Below are 397 nucleotides of genomic sequence, written 5' to 3'. Positions count from 1 at the left end.
GCCTGGATGAGACTCCAGGTTTATTACTTCAACGCTTCGCGATCTGATTTCTCCAGAATTGCTGATCCTCGTCCCGCTTCCTTGCACCAAGATGCCTACGCTGGCCGTTTGGATGTAGCCTTCATTGATCACAGTGTTGTTGACCGAATCATTATCGGAGCCAAGCCACGCCCCAAAGTTCGTATCATTGTTAAGGACGCCGAAGGCACCAATTCTCAAATAGTTTGAGCTGCCATTGAGCTGCACTGCAATGCCGTGTGCGTCCACTGTTCCAAGAACGGTAACGGACGCCTGTCCGCTCCCCATGACCCCAATATAAGCTTCACTAATGACCCCAGTGGATCCGATAATGACCGGATCGTATTGAGAAGCCGTAATGGCTGGATTGCCTCCGGTG

The 397-nt window shown here is 51.4% G+C and carries 1 protein-coding gene; it reads right to left on the bottom strand.

All coding sequences use genetic code 11. The annotated features are described in order from the left end of the window. On the bottom strand, positions 1-397 hold a 397-nt coding region (locus HR086_RS48150; RefSeq protein WP_217442290.1), incomplete at both ends, for a hypothetical protein.

It is taken from the genome of Myxococcus sp. CA039A (genome assembly GCF_013336645.1).
Classification (GTDB): Bacteria; Myxococcota; Myxococcia; order Myxococcales; family Myxococcaceae; genus Myxococcus; species Myxococcus llanfairpwllgwyngyllgogerychwyrndrobwllllantysiliogogogochensis.
The sequence above is the reverse complement of the archived record's forward strand: the minus strand, read 5'-3'. Positions and strand labels throughout refer to the sequence as shown.